This window comes from Xanthomonas sp. WHRI 1810A, assembly GCF_040202885.1.
Classification (GTDB): Bacteria; Pseudomonadota; Gammaproteobacteria; order Pseudomonadales; family Pseudomonadaceae; genus Aquipseudomonas.
Map to the genome: position 1 here is coordinate 257508 of NZ_JBEGED010000001.1, position 21203 is coordinate 278710.

General features: G+C 59.1%; 18 protein-coding genes. All 18 read right to left on the reverse strand.

The window, feature by feature from the left end; translation table 11 throughout:
* Positions 1-245 precede the first annotated feature (245 nt).
* Positions 246-1583, reverse strand: coding sequence for a tRNA lysidine(34) synthetase TilS (tilS, locus tag ABQX22_RS01190; protein WP_349795655.1), 1338 nt, complete (start codon positions 1581-1583; stop codon positions 246-248).
* A gap of 54 nt (positions 1584-1637) precedes the next feature.
* A complete protein-coding gene (accA, locus tag ABQX22_RS01195; protein WP_349795657.1) occupies positions 1638-2585 on the reverse strand; it encodes an acetyl-CoA carboxylase carboxyl transferase subunit alpha in 948 nt (315 codons plus the stop codon).
* Positions 2586-2750: 165 nt separating this feature from the next.
* Positions 2751-6272 carry a DNA polymerase III subunit alpha gene (gene dnaE, locus ABQX22_RS01200; RefSeq protein WP_349795659.1) on the reverse strand — a complete coding sequence of 1174 codons (3522 nt, stop codon included), beginning with the start codon at positions 6270-6272 and terminating at the stop codon, positions 2751-2753.
* A gap of 69 nt (positions 6273-6341) precedes the next feature.
* Entirely contained in the window at positions 6342-6983 is a 642-nt protein-coding gene (rnhB, locus tag ABQX22_RS01205) for a ribonuclease HII (protein WP_349795661.1), read from the reverse strand.
* Between the two features lie 11 nt (positions 6984-6994).
* The gene (gene lpxB / locus ABQX22_RS01210) at positions 6995-8131 is read right to left on the reverse strand and encodes a lipid-A-disaccharide synthase (protein WP_349795663.1); all 1137 of its coding nucleotides are present in this window, start codon (positions 8129-8131) and stop codon (positions 6995-6997) included.
* A gap of 2 nt (positions 8132-8133) precedes the next feature.
* Positions 8134-8910, reverse strand: coding sequence for an acyl-ACP--UDP-N-acetylglucosamine O-acyltransferase (gene lpxA / locus ABQX22_RS01215; protein ID WP_349795665.1), 777 nt, complete (start codon positions 8908-8910; stop codon positions 8134-8136).
* Positions 8907-9347: a 3-hydroxyacyl-ACP dehydratase FabZ gene (gene fabZ, locus ABQX22_RS01220; RefSeq protein WP_349795667.1), complete on the reverse strand. Its 441-nt coding sequence runs from the start codon at positions 9345-9347 to the stop codon at positions 8907-8909. Before fabZ ends, lpxA begins: the two co-directional genes overlap by 4 nt.
* A gap of 112 nt (positions 9348-9459) precedes the next feature.
* On the reverse strand, positions 9460-10515 hold the full coding sequence (gene lpxD / locus ABQX22_RS01225; RefSeq protein WP_349795669.1) for a UDP-3-O-(3-hydroxymyristoyl)glucosamine N-acyltransferase: 1056 nt from the start codon (positions 10513-10515) through the stop codon (positions 9460-9462).
* A 4-nt stretch (positions 10516-10519) separates the two neighbouring features.
* Positions 10520-11023, reverse strand: coding sequence for an OmpH family outer membrane protein (locus ABQX22_RS01230; protein ID WP_268799918.1), 504 nt, complete (start codon positions 11021-11023; stop codon positions 10520-10522).
* A gap of 45 nt (positions 11024-11068) precedes the next feature.
* Positions 11069-13444, reverse strand: coding sequence for an outer membrane protein assembly factor BamA (gene bamA, locus ABQX22_RS01235; protein ID WP_349795671.1), 2376 nt, complete (start codon positions 13442-13444; stop codon positions 11069-11071).
* A 75-nt stretch (positions 13445-13519) separates the two neighbouring features.
* Entirely contained in the window at positions 13520-14872 is a 1353-nt protein-coding gene (gene rseP, locus ABQX22_RS01240; protein WP_349795673.1) for a sigma E protease regulator RseP, read from the reverse strand.
* A 72-nt stretch (positions 14873-14944) separates the two neighbouring features.
* Complete coding sequence (gene ispC / locus ABQX22_RS01245) at positions 14945-16135, reverse strand: 1-deoxy-D-xylulose-5-phosphate reductoisomerase (protein WP_349795675.1); 1191 nt, start codon at positions 16133-16135, stop codon at positions 14945-14947.
* A complete protein-coding gene (locus tag ABQX22_RS01250) occupies positions 16132-16947 on the reverse strand; it encodes a phosphatidate cytidylyltransferase (RefSeq protein WP_349795677.1) in 816 nt (271 codons plus the stop codon). Before ABQX22_RS01250 ends, ispC begins: the two co-directional genes overlap by 4 nt.
* Positions 16947-17702 (reverse strand): polyprenyl diphosphate synthase, encoded by a 756-nt coding sequence (gene uppS, locus ABQX22_RS01255; RefSeq protein WP_349795679.1) that lies wholly within the window; start codon positions 17700-17702, stop codon positions 16947-16949. The genes ABQX22_RS01250 and uppS overlap by 1 nt, the downstream gene beginning before the upstream one ends.
* 16 nt (positions 17703-17718) lie before the next feature.
* On the reverse strand, positions 17719-18276 hold the full coding sequence (gene frr, locus ABQX22_RS01260) for a ribosome recycling factor (protein WP_349795681.1): 558 nt from the start codon (positions 18274-18276) through the stop codon (positions 17719-17721).
* On the reverse strand, positions 18273-19016 hold the full coding sequence (gene pyrH, locus ABQX22_RS01265; RefSeq protein WP_349795682.1) for a UMP kinase: 744 nt from the start codon (positions 19014-19016) through the stop codon (positions 18273-18275). The genes frr and pyrH overlap by 4 nt, the downstream gene beginning before the upstream one ends.
* A gap of 197 nt (positions 19017-19213) precedes the next feature.
* Positions 19214-20083: a translation elongation factor Ts gene (tsf, locus tag ABQX22_RS01270; RefSeq protein WP_349795684.1), complete on the reverse strand. Its 870-nt coding sequence runs from the start codon at positions 20081-20083 to the stop codon at positions 19214-19216.
* A 188-nt stretch (positions 20084-20271) separates the two neighbouring features.
* A complete protein-coding gene (rpsB, locus tag ABQX22_RS01275) occupies positions 20272-21015 on the reverse strand; it encodes a 30S ribosomal protein S2 (protein WP_349795686.1) in 744 nt (247 codons plus the stop codon).
* Positions 21016-21203: the final 188 nt, after the last annotated feature.

Sequence of the window (21203 nt, forward strand, 5' to 3'; positions counted from 1 at the left end):
AAAGCGGTCAGAGCCGCCGGGGAAAGCGAAGGAAGGCCGAAGCCCCCGATATCCTGCGTGCCTCACAGTGCATTTCTGAAACTGTTGCGCCGGAAACGACCGACCGAAAAAAGGCCTGTCCATAGCTCGCCACATTTTGAGAATCGCCCAGTAAAGACTGGCTGGTAATCGGCAACTTTCATCGATCGGAATGACTCGACATAAGCTGTATCAAGAAGGGAGCGTAGTCTACCGGAAACGCCCTTTCAGCTCAAACTTTGGTCATTCGTCGGTGGCGCCCAGTGCAAACGCCAGTGGCCACGGGGCTCTGCGTCCAGTCCGGGCAGGTTGGCGATGGCCAATAACTCTTCGCCGCGGTACAACAGCGGCAATCGGCCGCGCAGGAAAACCGGCACACCGCGCTCGTTCAGCAGTCGCTTGAGATCACGTCGACCGCGCTCGGGCAGATTCATCACCTCGCCGCCTTGCCGGTAGTGCATATGCAAACCACCCTTGGGCGGCTCGCCAATGAACATCAGTTGGCCATTGCCCGGCAGGATCAACGCATCGTCGGGGACAGCCCAGGCGTGAGCGCCGCTGACATTGCGCATCCAGACCCCTTCGAGCCACCAGATGCGGCCTTCGGCACGGTGCAGTTGCCCGTCAGTCAGACGCCAGATCGGGCGGCCGTCGGGCCCGGCATCGCGCAGGCTGTCCCAGCCGGCCCAGTGATCACTGTCGGGCAGACGGGTTCGTGAGCCGAGCCAATGACGCAGCGCGTTGCGTTGCCGCGCCGGTGACAATGCCTCCAGCGGGGCCAGCGCCAGCGAGGGGATGTTCAGCCAGTCGAAAGGCGAGTCGGTGGTCGCTTGCGCCAGGTCCTGTTCCGCCATTTCCGTCAGCAGTGTCTGCGCCTCGGCCAGATGACTGGCCGTACGCGCCATGCTCGCCACCGCCTGCGGCCAGCGCGAGGTCAGCAGTGGCATGACCCGGTGCCGCAGGTAGTTGCGCGAGAAGCGCCCGTTTTCATTGCTCGGGTCCTCCACCCAACTCAAGCCCTGTTCCCGGGCGTAGGCCTCAAGCCGCTCGCGGGACTCATCCAGCAGCGGGCGCAACAATCTGCCCAGGCCCAACTTGCGCTCAAAAGGCATCGCCGCCAGCCCGCGCACGCCAGCGCCGCGCAGCAAGCGGAACAGCAAGGTCTCGGCTTGATCGTCCCGGTGCTGGGCGGTCAGCAACACCTCGTCCTCCAGCAGCGCCTCACTGAACGCGGCATAGCGTGCTTCACGGGCGGATTGCTCGATGCTCGGGCCAGAACGAACCTGCACCGAAATGACCTGCAACGGAACGTCCAGAATCTGACAGACACGACGGCAGTGCGCCGGCCAGGTGTCGGCAGCGGCTTGCAGGCCGTGATGGATATGCAACGCGTGCAGCGGGGGAAGGGATTCGTGCCGGGACAGGTCCGCCAGCAGGTGCAGCAGGACGGTGGAATCGAGGCCACCGGAGAAGGCGATGCGCCAACCGGCTGCCTCGCGCCAGGAGGCCAGGCGCGAGAGCAGACGGGCGGTGAGTTCTTTTTTGATGGCGTCCGGCTTGCTCATGCTGGAAAGACCCTGCGTAACGCTGGCCGGACAGTCACAACCAAAAGCGCTGGATCAGATCCCGTAGCTCATCAGGCGATCATAACGGCGAGCCAGCAGCTCGTCGGTGTTGAACCCCTTGAGCATGGACAGCTGACTGCTCAACTCTTCACGAATCGAAGCAGCCGCCTTGGCGGGATCACGATGCGCACCGCCCAGAGGCTCGCCGATGACCATGTCGACGATGCCCAGGCCTTTCAAGCGATCTGCCGTGATACCCATGGCTTCAGCGGCGTCCGGCGCCTTCTCGGCCGTTTTCCACAGAATGGAAGCGCAGCCTTCAGGCGAGATCACGGCGTAAGTGGAGTACTGCAGCATGTTCAACTGGTCGCAAACGCCAATCGCCAAGGCACCGCCTGAGCCTCCCTCGCCAATCACGGTGGCGATGATCGGGGTTTTCAGACGGGCCATGACGCGCAGGTTCCAGGCAATCGCTTCGCTCTGGTTACGCTCTTCGGCGTCGATGCCTGGGTAGGCGCCCGGGGTGTCGATGAAGGTCAGGATCGGCATCTTGAAACGCTCGGCCATTTCCATCAGACGGCAGGCCTTGCGATAGCCTTCAGGACGCGGCATGCCAAAGTTGCGGCGAACCTTCTCGCGCACTTCACGGCCTTTCTGGTGACCGATGACCATCACCGGCTGATTCTCCAGCCGGGCAATGCCGCCGACGATGGCAGCATCGTCGGAGAAGTGCCGGTCGCCGTGCAGCTCGTCGAATTCAGTAAAGATGTGCTGGATGTAATCCAGGGTATACGGGCGGCGTGGATGACGCGCCATGCGCGCGATCTGCCAACTGGTCAGATTGCCGAAAATGCTTTCGGTGAGCGTATTGCTCTTCTCTTGCAGTCGGGAGATTTCGTCGCCGATGTTCAGCGAATTGTCATTGCCAACCAGACGCAGCTCTTCGATCTTGGCTTGCAGGTCAGCAATCGGCTGTTCGAAATCCAGGAAGTTCGGGTTCATAGGCATCCGTCTTGGGTCGACGGCCAAGAGGCCGGCCGGTTGATCCGTAAGCGCCATACCATAAGGGAGATGGCGCATTCAGGTCGAGATTAAAAATTCAGGGCTGAGAACAAGCGCTGCATGAAGCCTGCCTTGCGGCAATCGCTCCTGCCCGCGCCTGTGCGTTCAACGATACTGCAGGAAGACGTTCTCTCGTCCGAACTGGTCACGCAACGCTTGAATCAAGCTGTCTGCGGGATCAATTCGCCACGCTTCGCCAAACTGCAACAACGCCTTGGCGTCCAGCCCGGTGTAGTCGAGTGTAATCGGACAGGCGCCGCGATGCTTTTTGCACAGCTCGCCCAGCCAGCGTAGCCGATCGCCCTTGAGCGCTTCGCTGCGCACGGTCAGGCGCAAACTTTCAGCCAGACCGGTGCGCGCCTCCTGCAGGCTCATGACACGCTTGGCCCGCAAACGCAGGCCACCGGAGAAGTCGTCCGTGCTGACCTCCCCTTCCACCACGACCATCGCGTCGGTCTGCAACAGCGACTGGGCGGAGTGGAAGGCTTCGGCAAACAGCGACGCCTCAATACGTCCGGAGCGGTCATCGAGGGTGATGAAACCCATCTTGTCGCCTTTTTTGTTCTTCATCACCCGCAGGTTGATGATCAGGCCGGCAACCGTCTGAGTGTCCCGAGCCGGCTTTAGATCGACGATGCGCTGACGGGCAAAGCGCCTGATCTCGCCTTCGTATTCATCGATCGGGTGGCCAGTCAGGTACAGCCCCAGGGTTTCCTTTTCCCCGCGAAGCCGCTCTTTGAGCGTGACTTCCTTCGTGGCGCGATAGTTGGCATACACATCGGTATCTTCTTCCACGAACAGACCGCCAAACAGGTCGGCATGGCCGCTGTCATGGCTGCGCGCAGTTTGCTCGGCGGCCTGAATCGCCTCTGCCAGCGCAGTCAGCAATACCGCGCGGTTACGGTCGATGTTGGCCTGATACGGTTTGGGTTCGTCAAAAAAGTACGGCCCGAGACGGTCCAGCGCGCCGCTGCGAATCAAGCCATCGAGCGTGCGCTTGTTGACGCGCTTGAGGTCCACACGGGCGCAGAAATCAAACAGGTCGGTGAAAGGGCCGTCCATCCGCGCTTCAGTGATCGCCTCGACCGGACTCTCGCCCACGCCCTTGATGGCGCCAAGGCCATACAGAATGCGGCCATCGTCGTCCACGGTGAACTTGAATTCAGAGCTGTTCACGTCCGGGGGATCGAGGCGCAGCTTCATAGTGCGCACCTCCTCGATCAGCGTCACGACTTTGTCGGTGTTGTGCATGTCCGCAGACAACACCGCCGCCATGAACGGCGCCGGATAGTGCTTCTTCAGCCACGCAGTCTGGTAGGAAACCAGCCCGTACGCCGCCGAGTGGGATTTGTTGAAGCCGTAACCAGCGAATTTTTCCACCAGGTCGAAAATGTTACCGGCCAGGTCCGGGTCGATATTGTTGGTCTTGCACCCGTCAATGAAACCGCCCCGCTGCTTGGCCATCTCCTCGGGCTTTTTCTTACCCATTGCACGACGAAGCATGTCCGCCTCGCCGAGCGTGTAGCCCGCCATCACCTGGGCGATCTGCATCACCTGTTCCTGATACAGGATGATGCCGTATGTCGGCAGCAGCACCGGCTTGAGGCCTTCATACTGATAATCGATGTGCGGGTACGACAGTTCTGCGCGACCGTGCTTGCGGTTGATGAAGTCATCCACCATGCCGGACTGCAACGGGCCCGGACGGAACAACGCCACCAGGGCGATCAAGTCTTCCAGGCAGTCGGGCTTGAGCTTTTTGATCAGCTCTTTCATGCCGCGCGACTCAAGCTGGAACACCGCCGTGGTCTCGGCTTTCTGCAGCAGCTCGTAGGTCGGGGCGTCGTCCAGCGGAATGAACGCGATGTCCAGCGGCGGCTCATTGACCTTGGCGCGGTCGCGGTTGATGGTCTTGAGCGCCCAGTCGATGATGGTCAGCGTCCGCAACCCGAGGAAGTCGAACTTCACCAGGCCTGCGGCTTCAACGTCATCCTTGTCGAACTGAGTGACCAGGCCGCCGCCTTCTTCATCGCAATAGATCGCCGAGAAGTCGGTCAGCTTGGTCGGCGCGATAACCACACCACCGGCGTGCTTGCCGACGTTACGCACCACGCCTTCGAGCTTGCGTGCCATTTCCCAGATTTCGGCGGCTTCTTCGTCGACCTTGAGGAAGTCACGCAGGATCTCTTCCTGCTCATACGCCTTCTCGAGGGTCATGCCGACTTCGAACGGAATCATTTTCGACAGGCGATCCGCCAGCCCGTAGGACTTGCCCTGCACCCGCGCCACGTCACGGACCACCGCCTTGGCCGCCATGGAACCGAAGGTGATGATCTGGCTCACGGCATTGCGGCCGTATTTCTCGGCCACGTAATCGATCACCCGATCACGACCGTCCATGCAGAAGTCGACGTCGAAGTCGGGCATGGAGACCCGTTCCGGGTTCAGGAATCGTTCGAACAGCAGGTCGTATTGCAGCGGGTCAAGGTCGGTGATTTTTTGCACGTACGCGACCAGCGATCCGGCACCCGAACCCCGGCCAGGCCCCACCGGCACGCCGTTGCTTTTGGCCCACTGGATGAAGTCCATCACGATCAGGAAGTAACCGGGAAAGCCCATCTGGATGATGATATCCAGCTCGAAATTCAGCCGGTCGACATACACCTGACGCTTTTCTTCGTAGTTGGGCGTGGTCTCCCGGGGCCAGAGGACCGCAAGGCGTTCTTCAAGACCATCGAACGACACCTTGCGGAAATACTCATCCATGGTCATGCCATCGGGAATCGGGAAGTTGGGCAGAAAGGCCGTGCCCAGCTTCACATCGATGTTGCAGCGTTTGGCGATCTCGACGGTATTTTCCAGCGCATCCGGCAGGTCGCTGAACAGCTCGGCCATTTCGGCGGCGCTTTTCAGGTATTGCTGATCACTGTAATTGTGCGAGCGGCGCGGATCATCAAGGGCACGGCCTTCGCCAATGCATACGCGGGTTTCGTGGGCTTCGAAATCTTCCTGCTTGATGAAGCGCACATCGTTGGTCGCCACCAGCGGCGCACCGTGACGCTCGGCCAGGGCCACAGCCGCGTGCAAGTGTTCTTCGTCGTTGATGCGGGCGGTGCGCTGGACCTCAATGTAAAAACGGTCCGGGAAAACGCCCATCCATTCCTTGAGCAGCAGATCAGCCTCGCCCGGATTGCCGCCCAGCAAGGCCATGCCGATCTCGCCTTCTTTGGCAGCGGACAGGGCAATCAAACCCTCGTTGGCTTCGGCGATCCATTCACGCTCGATGATCACCAGCCCATTGCGCTGCCCGTCGATGAAGCCACGGGAGATCAGTTCGGTGAGGTTGCGGTAACCCTTGGCGTTCATGACCAGCAGGCTGATCCGGCTTAGCGCAGCGTCCTTGTCCCTGCCGGCGAGCCACAGATCGGCGCCGCAGATCGGCTTGATGCCCGCGCCCATGGCTGCCTTATAGAATTTGACCAGCGAACACATGTTGTGCTGATCGGTCACCGCCACCGCAGGCATATTCATCGCGGTCAGTGCCTTGACCAACGGTTTGACCCGGACCAGACCATCAACCAGGGAATATTCGGTGTGCAGGCGCAGGTGAACAAAAGAAGCCGGCATGGGTGATCCTATCAAGCACAGAAAACGAGGGCCGGAGTGTACCGACCTCTTATCAAAACATCAGCACGATCAGTAGAACGGCAACGGCGTGAGCGAGGTGGCGATCATCATGTCACGGGCGTCGTAGGCGGCCCGCACAGGCGCGAACGAGCGCCGGTGAATCGGCGTCGGACCCAGGCGCGCCAGGGCTTCAAGATGCACCGGGGTGGGATACCCCTTGTGCCCGGCGATCCCGTAGCCCGGATAAATCAGCTCCATGGCCGCCATTTCCCGATCTCGGCTGACCTTGGCCAGAATCGATGCCGCCGCAATGGCCGGGACCTGGGCGTCGCCCTGAATCACCGGGGCACTGGGCACCGACAGTTGCGGGCAACGATTGCCATCGATCAACGCCAGTTTCGGCGTGATGATCAAACCTTCGACCGCACGCTTCATTGCCAGCATGGTGGCGTGAAGGATATTGAGCTCGTCGATCTCATCGACCTCCGCTCGGGCGATGTGCCAACACAGCGCTTTCTCGCAAATCTCGTCGAACAGCCTTTCGCGCTTGGCCTCAGTGAGCTTTTTTGAATCGTTGAGCCCCAGGATGGGACGCCGGGGATCGAGGATCACTGCAGCAGTCACGACGGCGCCGCAGAGCGGGCCACGGCCCACTTCATCGACGCCGGCGACCAGTTCTTCGACCAGATTGAAGTTCAAACCCATTTGCATTTGACGCGTACTCATTGTGTAGACGAGGCGCCAATCAGGTTCAGCACCGCTTCGGCGGCCTGATTGGATGCATCGCGACGCAAGGTCCGGTGAATTTCGTCGAAACCGGCGGTCTGCGCTGCGCCGCTTTCGAGCAACGGCAGCAACGTGCGGGCCAGCGAATCGGCGGTGGCGGCATCCTGCAACAGTTCCGGGACCAGCAAACGCTGGGCCAACAGATTGGGCAGGGAGACGTACGGACTTTTCACCATACGCTTGAGAATCCAGAAGGTCAGCGGCGCCATTTGATAAGCGACCACCATCGGTCGTTTGTACAACAGCGCTTCCAGCGTGGCCGTGCCCGAGGCGATCAACACCGCATCACAGGCCGCCAGCGCCACATGGGACTGACCGTCGAGCAAGGTCAATGGCAAGTCGCGTCCCTCAAGCAGTTGCTCGATCTGCGCGCGTCGTTGAGGGCTTGCGCAGGGCAACACAAAGCGCAGCTCGGGACGCGCTGCCAGCAAGTGTTCGGCAGCATCGAAGAACAGCGCGCCCAAACGCCCGACTTCACCGCCGCGACTGCCGGGCATAAGCGCAACCACCGGCTCGCTGCCCAGCTTCAGTTGAGCGCGAGCGCCCTCACGATCGGCTTCCAGAGGGATGGTGTCGGCCAGCGGATGGCCGACGAACCGCACCGGCACGCCTTGCTCTTCATAGAAACGGGCTTCGAACGGCAGCAGCGTCAGCATCAGGTCGCAGCCTTCGCGAATCTTGAGCACGCGTTTCTGCCGCCATGCCCACACCGACGGGCTGACGTAATGGACGGTCTTGATCCCGGCCTGCCGCAGTTTGAGTTCGATGTTGAGAGTGAAATCAGGCGCGTCGATGCCGATGAAGACGTCGGGCTTTTCGCCGATGAGCGTCTGAATCAACGCCTTGCGGCGAGCCAGCAACTCTTTCAGGCGGCCGAGGACTTCCACCAGTCCCATGACTGACAGGCGCTCCATGGGGAAATAGGAGGTCAGCCCTTCGGCTTCCATGAGCGGACCGCCGACGCCGATAAACTGGACGTCCGGGTGACGGGCCTTGAGGGCACGCATCAGCCCTGAGCCCAGGATATCGCCCGAGGCTTCGCCGGCAACCAGTGCGACACGCAGGGCAGCCATGATTAGCGGGTGATGCCGCGGGTCGAAGTCTGGATGGACTCAAGAAACAAAGCGACTTCGGGGAATTGGGCGGCAGGCTCAGCGAGCTCGGCGATGGCCTGATCGACTGTCAGCCCTTTGCGATAAACCACTTTGTAGGCACTGCGCAGCGCATGGATGGATGCTTCGGAGAACCCACGACGGCGCATGCCTTCGAAGTTCATGCTGCGCGCCTCAGCCGGGTTGCCGAATACGGTGACGAACGCCGGAACGTCCTTGCCGATGGCGGTGCCCATGCCCGAGAAACTGTGGGCGCCGATACGGCAATACTGATGAACCAGTGTGAAGCCGGAGAGGATCGCCCAGTCGTCGACGTGGACGTGACCGGCCAGGGCCGTGTTGTTGACCAGGATGCAGTTATCGCCGATGACGCTGTCATGGCCGATATGGGCGTAGGCCATGATCAGGTTGTGATCGCCCAGCGTGGTTTCCGCGCGGTCCTGAATCGTGCCGCGATGAATCGTCACCCCTTCACGAATCACGTTGTGATCGCCAATGACCAGGCGGGTCGCCTCGCCCTTGTATTTCAGGTCAGGGGTGTCCTCACCTATCGAGGAGAACTGATAGATGTGGTTGTGCTTACCGATTTTGGTCGGTCCGCGAAGGATCACATGTGGACCGATCACGGTACCCTCGCCAATTTCCACACCGGCTCCGACGATCGACCAAGGGCCGACCTCAACGCTGTCAGCCAGGACGGCTGTCGGATCGATGATTGCGCGAGGGTCAATCAAACTCATAGTTTACGTTCCGCACAGATAATTTCTGCGGAGCATACTGGTTTGCCGTCTACCGACGCCTGGCACTCGAACTTCCAGATCTGACGCTTGCAGCTGAGAAACTTCGCTTCAAGGATCAGTTGGTCACCCGGCAGCACTGGCTGGCGGAAGCGCAGCTTGTCAGAGCCCACGAAGTAATAGAGCGTGCCATCGGCAGGTTTCACGTCAAGCATTTTAAACCCGAGAATCCCGGCTGCTTGCGCCATGGCTTCAATGATCAGGACGCCGGGCATGATGGGGTGCTGCGGAAAATGGCCGTTGAAGAACGGCTCATTGATGCTGACGTTCTTGTAGGCGCGAATCCTTTTGTTCTCAACATCCAGCTCCACCACTCGATCCACCAACAGGAACGGGTAACGGTGAGGCAGGTATTCACGAATTTCGTTGATGTCCATCATTTCGAGAGGAAGCCTGTAGTAAAGATTGGGAGTGCGCGGCGGTTGCGCGGCACTCCTCTAGCAAATCAAGGAGGCAGTGTATCGGCTATGCACGCTTGATAAGAAAAAGGTATCAGCCATCAGATGAAGCTTTACCGCCTGAGGTCACGGCCTCAACAATCTTTTCCAGCTGCTGCAGACGACGCGCCATCTCATCGAGGTGACGCATCCGCGCTGCGCTCTTGCGCCATTCGGCGGCTGGCTGCATCGCGGTGCCTGATGAATAGGAGCCAGGCTCGGTGATCGACCGGGTGACCATGGTCATTCCGGTGATGAAAACCCCGTCGCAAATCTCGATGTGCCCCACCAGCCCGACGCCACCCGCGAGCATGCAATGCTTGCCGATCTTCGAGCTGCCGGAGATCCCTACGCAGGCCGCCATGGCGGTGTGATCACCGACCTGGACGTTGTGCGCGATCTGAATCTGGTTATCCAGCTTCACGCCGTTGCCGATCCGTGTGTCGTCCATCGCGCCACGGTCGATGGCGGTGTTCACGCCAATCTCCACGTCGTCGCCGATGGTGACGCCACCAATTTGTGCAATCTTGTTCCAGACACCCTTCTCGTTGGCGAAACCGAAGCCTTCGCCGCCCAGCACTGCACCTGACTGAATGACCACGCGCTGACCGATGCGAACATCGTGATACAGCGTCACGCGGGGGGCGAGCCAGCCGCCTTCCCCGATGATGCAGCGCGCGCCGATGAAGCAATGCGCACCCACGGTGACGCCGGCAGCAATCTGCGCTCCGCTCTCAATCACGGCGAAAGCACCCACGCTGGCGGTGGGGTCAACGGAGGCGTCATCCGCCACGACGGCAGTCGGGTGAATGCCGGCACTGGCCTTGGGCTTTGGATCGAACAGGTGGGAAATCCGTGCATACGCGAGGTACGGATTGGCGACCAGAAGCGCGTCCCCGGCAAAACCGTCTGCATCTTCAGGCTTCAGGAGCACTGCAGAGGCGTGGGTCGTGGCGAGGAATTTACGATATTGCGGATTGGCCAGGAAACTGACCTGACCGGGCCCGGCCTCTTGCAAAGTGGCCAGTCCGGATATGTCCTTGTCCGCGGGGCCACGAAGCGTGGCGCCGAGGAACTCGGCCAGTTGGCCGAGCTTGATAGTCGCGGTCATGAAGTTACTTCAGCTGATTCATGCGCTCGATGACCTGGCGAGTGACGTCGTACTGAGGTTTGACATCAATCACAGCACCGCGCTCGAACACCAGATCAAAGGCACCTTTCTTGATCACTTCTTCCACAGCCTGATCCAGCTTTGGCTTGAGTTGCTTGAGCATCTCGCGGTCAGCAACGGCCTTGGCTTCGTTCAGCTCCTTGGACTGGAACTGGAAGTCACGGGCCTTTTGCTTGAACTCAAGCTCAAGACGCTCACGCTCCGGCTGGGCCATCTTGTCGCCACCGGCAACGAGACGGTCCTGAATACCCTTGGCGCTGCTTTCCAGCGTTTTGAGCTTGGCCAGCTGTGGGCCGAACTTCTTCTCGGCATCAACGGCGTATTTCTTGGCTGCGTCAGATTCCAGCAGCGCCATTTGATAGTTCAGTACAGCGATTTTCATGTCGGCAAAGACGGGAGTGGAAATCAAAACCGCTGCCAGCAATGCCAATTGGGTCAACTTACGCACGATGTACTCCTACAGAATCCGTTGTCGTTATCGGTGATCAGACGCTTAGAAAGTCTGACCAAGAGAGAATTGGAAAACCTGGGTTTCGGTGTCGTTGTCCGGTTTCTTGACCGGCATCGCCAAAGCGAAGCTCAAAGGGCCAAGCGCGGTAATCCAGGTCACACCCACACCAACGGAGCTCGCCATTCCGGAGAAGTCTACGTCGTTGCATTTGACTTTTTCGCCGCTCGTGGTTCGGTCGCTCGACTTGCAGTTGGAGTCGAAAACATTACCGACGTCCCAGAACAACGAGGTCCGCAGGGAGCGTTGATCCTTGATGAACGGCAGCGGGAACAACAGTTCGACACCGCCGGTGACAAGGACGTTACCGCCGAACGGCAGTGGATCCTGATCCGGGTCGGCAATGGTGCCTGGGTTCCTGCCGCTACTAGGCGTACTGCGCGGACCGAGGGTGCTGTCCTTGAAGCCACGTACCGAGTTGAAGCCACCGGCGTAGTAGTTCTCGTAGAACGGAAGACCGGAGGTCGAACCGTAACCGTCGCCATAACCCAGCTCCGAGTGCAGGCGCAGGGTGTAATTGGTGCTGATCGGGTGGAACAGCTGACCGCGATAATCAAGCTTGTAGAACGACAGATCGCTGCCTGGAATCGTGGTTTCCAGGGTCAGGCTCTGGGACGAACCACGGGTCGGCAAGGTGCCTTTGTTCAGCGTCGACTCGGACCAGCCCACCGAGGCCTTGTAGTTAAGGTAGTTGTCGCCTTCCTGGTTAACGAAGTCGAAGATCTCGTCAACGGTGTAGCGACCGGTGCTGATTTCGTCATTCTGCACCGAAAGACCGAAGTTCAGACGCGAGGTTTCGTTGATCGGGTAGCCCATGTTGATACCGGCACCCAGGCTGTTCACCGAGTAGCTCGCCACGTCGACATCCAGGTCGTCGTAGTCGGTCTTACGGTAGAACGCGCTGTAACCCAGGCTCACACCGTCCGGCGTGAAGTACGGATCAACGTAGCTGAAGTTGTAACGGGTCTGGTATTCGCTGCGGGTCAGGCCAATGCTGACCTTGTTACCCGTACCCAGGAAGTTGTTCTGGCTGATCGAACCACCCAGGATCAGCCCTGCGCTCTGGGCGAAACCGACGCTGGCGGTGATCGAACCGGAGGCCTGCTCTTCCACGGCATAGTTGACGTCAACCTGATCATCGGTGCCGGGTACCGGTGGGGTTTCGACGTTCACTTCCTTGAAGAAGCCCAGGCGATCAAGACGGGTTTTCGATTGGTCGATCAGGTAGGTGGAAGCCCATCCACCTTCCATCTGACGCATTTCACGACGCAGCACTTCGTCGGCGGTCTTGGTATTGCCGCGGAAGTTGATGCGGTTGACATAAGCGCGCTTGCCCGGGTCCACCACAAAGGTGATATCAACGGTGTGGTCTTCGTCATGCGCAACCGGTACGCCGTTGACGTTGGCGAAGGTATAACCCTCGTTACCCAGACGACGGGTGATCAGCTCGGACGTCGTGGTCATCACCTTGCGGGAGAACACCTGGCCCGGCTTGACCAGCAACAGTGATTTGACCTGATCTTCCGGAACCTTGAGGTCACCGCTAAGCTTGACCGACTTGACGCTGTACTTCTCACCCTCATTGATGTTGACGGTGATGAAGACGCTTTTCTTGTCAGGCGTGATGGAGACCTGGGTGGAGGCGATATCCATATTGATATAGCCGCGATCGAGGTAGTACGAACGCAGACGCTCAAGGTCGCCGGAAAGCTTTTCCCGAGCGTACTTGTCATCGTTCTTGAAGAAAGAGAGCCAGTTGGTGGTTTTCAGCTCGAAGAGGTCGATCAGGTCTTCATCGGCGAAAACCTTGTTGCCCACCACGTTGATGTGCTGGATCGCAGCCACGGCGCCTTCGTTGATGTTGATCTTCAGGCCCACGCGGTTGCGGGGCTGAGGAACGACCTCGGTCGCAACTTCGGCGGAGTAGCGGCCCTGAGCAACGTACTGACGCTGCAGCTCGTTACGCACGCCCTCGAGGGTCGCACGCTGGAAGATCTCGCCTTCTGCCAGACCTGATGACTTGAGGCCCTTCATCAGGTCCTCAGTGGTAATTGCCTTGTTGCCGTCGATTTCGATGCTCGAGACGGAAGGACGTTCGACAACGGTGATGACGAGGACGTTACCGTCGCGACCCAGTTGAATGTCCTGAAAGAAACCGGTTTTGAACAGCGCACGAGTAGCGTCAACCAGACGCGAATCATCCGCTTGCTCACCCACGTTCAGCGGCAGCGCACCAAATACGCTGCCAGCGGATACCCGCTGCAGGCCATTGACACGGATATCGGAGATAGTGAAGGACTCGGCGTGAACTTCGGCGATCATCAGTACGGCAAGAACCGCAGTTAGCAGCAGACGTTTCATGAAGTCCTTTCTTATTCCAACTGGCAATAAACAAACTGCCGCAAAATGCGGCAGATTCACAATTCGATGTAGCTTTTACAGTCGTCCGAGATCGTTGACCAGTGCGAGCAACATCACTCCGACCACCAGACTGATTCCGATCTGGACACCCCAGCCCTGTATTTTTTCTGACAGGGGACGACCACGCGCCCACTCGATCAGATAGAACAACAAGTGCCCCCCGTCCAACACTGGAATGGGCAGCAAATTGAGAACGCCCAGGCTTATGCTCAGATAAGCAAGGAAATTCAAGAAGTCACCTGCACCCGACTGGGCCGAAGCGCCCGCCACTTTAGCAATGGTTATCGGTCCGCTCAAGTTTTTTACAGACAGCTCGCCGAACAACATTTTCCTGAGCGAATCGAGGGTCAGTACGCTCATGGTCCAAGTACGCTGCGCGCCCTCTGCAATGGCGGCTACAGGACCGTAACTGACCTCGCGAAGCATTTCGGGTGGCCATTCGACACCTTTGACGCCTGCCCCGAGATAACCGGTAGCGGCCTTGCCCTCACCATGCGCGGCCAGAGTCACCGGAACGTCGATTTGCGCACCGTCACGCTCGACGCGCAATGTAATTCGGGTTTCAGGACGGGTACGAACCCAGTCAACCACCTGCTGCCACTCGCTGACCGGCTGGCCGTCCATTGCCAGGAGTCGATCGCCGGTTTTCAGGCCGGAAGCCTGCGCCGGTCCCTTGGCATCGAGTTCAGCCAGTACGGGGGGCAACGCCGGACGCCAGGGGCGGATGCCAAGTGAACGGATAGGATCAGGGTCGTCAGCGCCCTTGAGCCAATCGCTCAAGACCAACTGATGCGGGGATTGCGCGGTAGCGTCCTGCTCAGCCACCCGCAGTGCGATGGAGCCTGTTTCGCCCAAACGGCGGATCAATTGCAGATTAACCGCTGCCCAGCCGGACGTTGGTTCACCGTCGACCGAGACAATTTCCTGCCCCGACATCAGCCCGGCCTTGTCGGCAATGCTGCCCGGCTCGACAGCACCGATGACAGGACGCACCTGCTGGCTGCCCAGCATGGCGAGTATCCAGAAAAATATAATGGCCAGCAGAAAGTTGGCCACAGGCCCTGCGATGACGATCGCAATGCGCTGATAGACAGACTTTCGATTGAAGGACTGATCGACGAGTTCGGGTGGAACCTCACCTTCGCGCTCATCCAGCATCTTGACGTAGCCACCCAGCGGAATGGCAGCCACTACAAACTCGGTGCCCTTGCGGTCATGCCAGCGAAGAAGTGGCATCCCGAAGCCGACCGAAAACCGCAATACCTTGACGCCACAACGCCGAGCCACCCAAAAATGGCCAAACTCGTGAAAGGTTACCAGCACACCCAGCGCAACCAGGGTGCCAACAATCATATATAGCGCGCTCATTGCTGTTCTCCTGGCAGGGGCTCATCCAAGCATGCGCAAATCCACTGACATGTATTCAATAGCATGGCCGGCTCAACGCCCATTGCGGCTGAGCCACTGCTCGGCCAGCCCGCGGGCCTTCGCGTCGACAGCGAAGACAGCCTCAAGCTCGCCCACAGCCACCACAGGCTCCTGATTCAAAACCTCGTCGATCATACTCGCGATTTCCGGATAACGAATCCGCCGGTCCAGAAACGCAGCCACGGCGACTTCGTTGACCGCATTGAGCATCGCCGGAGCACTGTCGCCGGTCTCCGCAGCTTGCCGCGCCAACCGCAGGCATGGGAAGCGCACTTCGTCAGGCGCATGAAAATCCAGGCGCGCGATGGTGAACAGATCCAACGGCGCAACGCCTGAATCGATGCGCTCGGGCCAGGCCAGGGCATGGGCGATGGGGGTGCGCATGTCCGGATTGCCCAACTGCGCCAGCACCGAACCGTCTACGTAATCCACCATCGAGTGAATAACGCTTTGAGGATGGATCACCACTTCGATCTGCGCCGGCCGGGCATCGAACAACCAGCAGGCCTCGATCAACTCCAGGCCCTTGTTCATCATGCTCGCCGAGTCGACGGAGATCTTGCGGCCCATCGACCAGTTGGGATGAGCGCAAGCCTGCTCTGGCGACACACCGGCCAGTTCGGACAACGGGGTTTCACGAAACGGGCCGCCTGACGCCGTCAGCAGGATGCGCCGCACGCCGACAGCGCCCAGGCCATTGGCGTAATCGCCAGGCAGGCATTGAAAGATCGCGTTGTGTTCACTGTCGATGGGCAACAGCACGGCACCGCTACGGCGAACCGCCTGCATGAACAAGGCGCCGGACATGACCAGCGCTTCTTTATTGGCCAGCAGTACTTTTTTCCCGGCCTCTACAGCGGCCAGCGTCGGACGCAAACCTGCCGCGCCGACAATGGCGGCCAGGACCGTGTCCACCATTGGGTGAGCCGACACTTCGCAGAGTCCGCCCTCCCCCACCAGTACGCGCGTCCCCAGACCCGCAGCCTGCAGTTCGGACTGCAGCCCATCGGCGATCGCCTGGGTCGGCACGACGGTGAACTGCGGCTTATGCCGGACACACAGCGCCAGCAATTCGGTGAGACGGCTGAAGCCGGTCAGTGCAAAAACCTGGTAGCGGTCAGGGTGACGGGCGATGACGTCCAGGGTGCTGAGACCGACGGAGCCCGTGGCGCCCAGCACGGTAATCTGCTGTGGCTGGCTCACATCACGCCCCAATCCGCTGCCCACAGCAACAAGGCGAAGATGGGGATTGCAGCGGTGAGGCTGTCGATCCGATCAAGCACCCCGCCATGGCCGGGCAGCAGGTTACTGCTGTCCTTGATGCCGGATTTGCGCTTGAACATGCTCTCGGTCAAATCGCCAACCACGGAAATCAGCACCACGATGGCGGCGCCGATCAGGGAAAAGAAGAACTGCGAAGCAGACCAGCCGCGGAAGATACCGACCACCGCCGTGATGAGCAGACTGGCGACCAGTCCTCCGTAGAGCCCTTCCCAGCTTTTACCCGGGCTCACCTTCGGTGCCAGCTTGCGCTTGCCGAAGGCCTTGCCGGAGAAATAGGCGCCGATGTCCGCGCCCCACACCAGCACCATGACCGACAGGATGAGCCAGTTGCCCAGCGGCCATTGTTTGATCAGGATCAACCCCTGCCACGCGGGCAACAGGATCAGCAAGCCGATGACCAGTTTGCAGATGGCGGTGGACCAGTGCTCGCTGGACTCCGGGTAGATCAGCACCAGCCAGGTCGCAACCACCCACCAAAGCAGGGCCGCCACCAGTACCCAAGGCGCCAGTGCCGGAAGCAGATAAAGAAGGAACAGCAGAACAGCGACCACAACCGAATAAAGCACCCGGGAAGATTGCGCCTCAAACCCTGCCAGACGCGCCCATTCCCAGGCACCCAGCGTGACGACCACACCGATGAACAGCGCGAAGCTGCCGCCCGTGAGCAGAAAAAAACCGCACAGAGCGATCGGCAGCAAAATCAGCGCCGTGATGATCCGTTGTTTCAACATTAAGCTCGGGCTCCAGCTTCTACCTGCTCGCTGGTTTTCCCAAAGCGGCGTTGGCGCAAAGCAAAATCGGCCAGCGCCTTGCGCATGGCATCGTGTTTGAAGTCCGGCCAGAACAGGTCGGAGAAGTACAGCTCGGCGTACGCCAGCTGCCACAGCAGGAAATTGCTCACGCGGTGCTCGCCACCGGTCCGGATGCAGAGGTCGGGCAGCGGCAAATCACCCGTCGACAGGCAAGTCTGCAACAACTCGGGCGTGATGTCCTCAGGACGCAAATGCCCCGCCTGAACTTCACGCGCCAGACGCTGTGCCGCCTGGGCAATATCCCACTGACCGCCATAATTGGCGGCAATCTGCAGAACGAAACGGTTATTACCGGCCGTGCGTGCTTCCGCTTCACGGATCGCTGCTTGCAGCTCGGGATGAAAGCGTGAGCGATCCCCGATAATCCGCAGGCTGATGCCGTTGTCATTCAGGCGCTTGGTCTCGCGACGCAACGCCGTGAAGAACAACTCCATCAACGCGCCGACTTCTTCAGCCGGACGCTGCCAGTTTTCGCTTGAGAAGGCGAACAGGGTCAATACTTCGACCTTGGCCTCGGCACACACCTCGATGACCGCCCTCACAGCGTCCACGCCCGCTTTATGACCGGCGACACCCGGCAGCAGACGTTTTTTCGCCCAACGATTATTACCGTCCATGATGATCGCGACGTGACGCGGCACAGACGATGGTTCAGCCAGCTTTGTCTTATCCATGAAAGCTTCCGGCCCCTTAAACGGCCATCAGGTCTGCTTCTTTGGTCTTGGTCGCCGCGTCGATGTCAGCTTCAGCCTTATCGGTCAGCTTCTGAATGTCTGCCGCGCCACGACGCTCTTCGTCCTCGCTGATTTCTTTGTCTTTGACCAGTTTCTTCAATTCGCCCAAGGCATCGCGACGAATGTTGCGCACGGCAACCCGGGCATCTTCTGCAGCACTGCGCGCCTGCTTCGTGAAGCCCTTGCGGGTTTCCTCGGTCAGGGCTGGCATGGAAATCAGCAGCATCTCACCCAGGTTGGTCGGGTTGAGATTGAGGCCGGCACTCTGGATAGCCTTGTCGACAGCGCCGAGCATGTTGCGCTCAAACGCCACGACCTGCAGGGTCCGGGAATCCTTGACGGTTACGTTGGCAACACCGCTCAACGGGGTGTCGGAGCCGTAGTAAGGCACCATCACGCTGCCCAGGATGCTCGGGTGCGCTTTGCCGGTTCGGATCTGGCCAAACGCCTGAGAAAGCGACTCGAGAGATTTTTGCATACGCGCCTGGGCGTCTTTCTTGATTTCATTGATCATTGTTTGCCTTCCTCGATCAGGGTGCCCTCAGCGCCGCCATGCACGATGTTCAGCAGGGCGCCGGGCTTGTTCATATTGAATACACGCAGCGGCATCTTGTGGTCGCGACACAAGCAAATCGCCGTCAGATCCATTACGCCCAGCTTGCGATCCAGAACTTCATCGTAAGTCAGATGATCGAACTTCTCGGCATGCGGGTCTTTGAATGGGTCCGCAGTGTACACGCCATCGACCTTGGTCGCCTTCAACACGACATCGGCATCGATTTCGATTGCCCGCAGGCACGCGGCCGAGTCGGTCGTGAAGAACGGATTGCCGGTACCTGCGGCGAAAATCACCACATCCTTGGCATTCAGATGGCGCATCGCCTTGCGACGGTCATAGTGATCGGTCACACCCACCATGGAAATGGCAGACATGACGATGGCCGAAATATTGGCGCGTTCCAGCGCATCACGCATCGCCAACGCATTCATCACAGTGGCAAGCATGCCCATGTGATCGCCGGTAACCCGATCCATGCCCGCTGCACTCAGTGCGGCGCCACGGAACAAGTTGCCGCCGCCGATGACCAGACCGACCTGGACACCAATACCCACCAACTGGCCGACTTCCAGCGCCATACGATCCAAAACCTTAGGATCAATACCGAATTCTTCCGACCCCATCAGGGCCTCGCCGCTAAGCTTGAGTAGAATGCGTTTATAGCGAGCTTGATAACCACTGCCCTGCTGAGCCATTGCGAATCTCTCCTGCGGCGTTTAAAAAAAATCTACGTTGCGAGCTGATTTCAGCTTGCGCCAACTCTAGGCTACCACCTCAGGGAAACGCAGCGTTGCAAGCCGCTCCCTGAAAAACAAATTCCCTCGGCCGCTTTGACAAAGAGGCTGCGCGCGTGAGCGGGCAGCCTCTTTGGGGCGACAGCGGGATAACCGTCTTACTTCTTGCTGGCAGCTACTTGAGCAGCAACTTCTTCAGCGAAGTTGTCCACTGGCTTGTCGATGCCTTCGCCTACCTTGAAGTAGGTGAAAGAAACGATTTCAGCGCCGGCTTTCTTGGCCAGTTCGCCCACCTTGATTTCCGGGTTCTTGACGAACGCCTGTTCAACGAGGCTAGCCTCGGCGAGGAACTTGGTGATACGACCGCCAACCATTTTCTCAACGATTTCGGCTGGCTTGCCTTTGATCTTGTCTTCGTTCAACTGCAGGAAGACGCCCTTCTCGCGCTCGATCGCTTCAGGTGAAACTTCCGAAGGGAACAGGAACTCAGGGTTGCTTGCAGCCACGTGCATGGCAATATCTTTGGCCAGCTCTGCGTCACCGCCTTTCAGAACGACGACTACGCCGATCTTGTTGCCGTGCAGGTAGGCATTGACCACATCACCTTCGATGCTCGCCAGGCGACGGATGTTGACGTTTTCGCCAACCTTGGCAACCAGCGCGGTGCGCTCGACTTCCTGTGCTTCGATCAACGGAGCGGCATCAGTCAGTTTGTCAGCGAAGGCTTTTTCCAGGCTGCTGTTGACGAAGTTCTTGAAGTCGTCTTGCAGGGCCAGGAAGTCAGTCTGCGAGTTGACCTCAATGATGCTGGCGCGCTTGCCGTCTGCGCTTACCTTGACGGCGATAGCGCCTTCAGCAGCGACGTTGCCTGCTTTCTTGGCGGCCTTGATGGCGCCCGAAGCACGCATGTCATCAATGGCTTTTTCGATGTCGCCGCCAGCCTTGGTCAAGGCCTTCTTGCAGTCCATCATGCCTTCGCCGGTACGCTCGCGCAGTTCTTTGACCAACGCTGCAGTAATCTCTGCCATTTCAAAATCCTCTTGGATAGGTCTTCAACCATTCCACCCGTTTGCGCGGGCGTTCAAATTCTGGAAAATCCATGCTGACAGCTGCAGATGACCATTTGATCGACGGCAACGCCAGAGGGTTTTCGAGGTGGCAAAAAGGGGGCAGAGCCCCCTTTTTGCGTACTGAGTAAACGCTAGGCGTTAGCTACTCAGCCTTCAACCACGGCTGCTGCTGGAGCTTCTTCGACGAAAACGTCGGTGCCGCCAGCAACATTGTTGCGACCACGGATTACAGCGTCAGCCATCGAACCCATGTACAACTGGATAGCGCGGATTGCGTCATCGTTGCCTGGGATGATGTAGTCAACGCCTTCCGGGCTGCTGTTGGTATCGACAACGCCGATTACCGGGATGCCCAGCTTGTTGGCTTCGGTGATCGCGATGCGCTCGTGATCAACGTCGATAACGAACAGTGCGTCTGGCAGACCGCCCATGTCCTTGATACCACCCAGGCTGCGATCCAGCTTTTCCAGATCGCGAGTACGCATCAGCGCCTCTTTCTTGGTCAGCTTGGCGAAGGTACCGTCTTCAGCCTGGATTTCAAGATCACGCAGACGCTTGATGGAAGCGCGGATGGTTTTGAAGTTGGTGAGCATGCCGCCCAACCAGCGGTGATCGACGTACGGCGAGTTGCAACGTGCAGCTTCTTCGGCAACGATCTTGCCAGCTGAACGCTTGGTGCCGACGAACAGGATCTTGTTTTTGCCCTGAGCCAGGCGCTCAACGAAGGTCAACGCTTCGTTGAACATAGGCAGGGTTTTTTCAAGGTTGATGATGTGGATCTTGTTACGCGCGCCGAAAATGTATTTACCCATTTTCGGGTTCCAGTAACGGGTTTGGTGACCGAAGTGCACACCGGCCTTCAGCATATCGCGCATATTGACTTGGGACATGATAGTTCCTTGATAAGTCGGGTTAGGCCTCCACGTATCCCAATGACCAACCAACGGCTCGAGCCGAGGGCACCCAGGTCATCGTGTCGACACGTGTGTGGGTTTAAGCTCCCGGGACGTACCCCGGAAAGCGGCGCATTTTATATCACAAAAGCCCCTGATAACAAAATACGAAATAAGCGCCTGTT

What these genes read in the sequence shown, in the direction of transcription:
- pyrH (WP_349795682.1), bottom strand. Translation starts at nt 19,016, where the DNA reads ATGGCTCAGCAGGGCAGTGGTTATCAAGCTCGCTATAAACGCATTCTA.
- bamA (WP_349795671.1), bottom strand. Translation starts at nt 13,444, where the DNA reads ATGAAACGTCTGCTGCTAACTGCGGTTCTTGCCGTACTGATGATCGCC.
- lpxA (WP_349795665.1), bottom strand. Translation starts at nt 8,910, where the DNA reads ATGAGTTTGATTGACCCTCGCGCAATCATCGATCCGACAGCCGTCCTG.
- fabZ (WP_349795667.1), bottom strand. Translation starts at nt 9,347, where the DNA reads ATGATGGACATCAACGAAATTCGTGAATACCTGCCTCACCGTTACCCG.
- lpxB (WP_349795663.1), bottom strand. Translation starts at nt 8,131, where the DNA reads ATGGCTGCCCTGCGTGTCGCACTGGTTGCCGGCGAAGCCTCGGGCGAT.
- tilS (WP_349795655.1), bottom strand. Translation starts at nt 1,583, where the DNA reads ATGAGCAAGCCGGACGCCATCAAAAAAGAACTCACCGCCCGTCTGCTC.
- rseP (WP_349795673.1), bottom strand. Translation starts at nt 14,872, where the DNA reads ATGAGCGCGCTATATATGATTGTTGGCACCCTGGTTGCGCTGGGTGTG.
- tsf (WP_349795684.1), bottom strand. Translation starts at nt 20,083, where the DNA reads ATGGCAGAGATTACTGCAGCGTTGGTCAAAGAACTGCGCGAGCGTACC.
- ABQX22_RS01250 (WP_349795677.1), bottom strand. Translation starts at nt 16,947, where the DNA reads ATGTTGAAACAACGGATCATCACGGCGCTGATTTTGCTGCCGATCGCT.
- rpsB (WP_349795686.1), bottom strand. Translation starts at nt 21,015, where the DNA reads ATGTCCCAAGTCAATATGCGCGATATGCTGAAGGCCGGTGTGCACTTC.
- rnhB (WP_349795661.1), bottom strand. Translation starts at nt 6,983, where the DNA reads ATGCAAATGGGTTTGAACTTCAATCTGGTCGAAGAACTGGTCGCCGGC.
- lpxD (WP_349795669.1), bottom strand. Translation starts at nt 10,515, where the DNA reads ATGACCGCGACTATCAAGCTCGGCCAACTGGCCGAGTTCCTCGGCGCC.
- accA (WP_349795657.1), bottom strand. Translation starts at nt 2,585, where the DNA reads ATGAACCCGAACTTCCTGGATTTCGAACAGCCGATTGCTGACCTGCAA.
- frr (WP_349795681.1), bottom strand. Translation starts at nt 18,276, where the DNA reads ATGATCAATGAAATCAAGAAAGACGCCCAGGCGCGTATGCAAAAATCT.
- dnaE (WP_349795659.1), bottom strand. Translation starts at nt 6,272, where the DNA reads ATGCCGGCTTCTTTTGTTCACCTGCGCCTGCACACCGAATATTCCCTG.
- uppS (WP_349795679.1), bottom strand. Translation starts at nt 17,702, where the DNA reads ATGGATAAGACAAAGCTGGCTGAACCATCGTCTGTGCCGCGTCACGTC.